Annotated in this window: 1 pseudogene; it reads right to left on the reverse strand. The window is 69.1% G+C overall.

Features of this window, described 5'->3' with window-relative positions:
* Positions 1-2: 2 nt before the first annotated feature.
* Positions 3-246, reverse strand: a pseudogene (locus MKD49_RS26205) (exopolyphosphatase); the annotation flags it as partial.

The following is a 246-nucleotide window of genomic DNA, read 5'->3' on the forward strand; positions in this document are numbered from 1 at the left end:
GTTTAGCTTCGTGCCTCGGCACTCAGGGCAATTCCGTCCAGAATATCGTGCTCGCTGGCGGTGGCCGTAATGATGCGGCCGGCGGTGAGCTCGCCCATGCGGGTCAGGATGCGCCGCCACACCAGGGCGCCGGCGCCGATGACGTCCACCCGGCCGGGATGCATGTAGGGCAGTTCCGCCCGCTGCGCGCGCGGCATCTGGAGCAGGTCGGTGGCTGCGGCCTGCACGGCGGAGATGGAGAGTTCG

It is taken from the genome of Herbaspirillum sp. WGmk3 (genome assembly GCF_023952535.1).
In the GTDB taxonomy this organism is placed as follows: domain Bacteria; phylum Pseudomonadota; class Gammaproteobacteria; order Burkholderiales; family Burkholderiaceae_D; genus Herbaspirillum; species Herbaspirillum huttiense.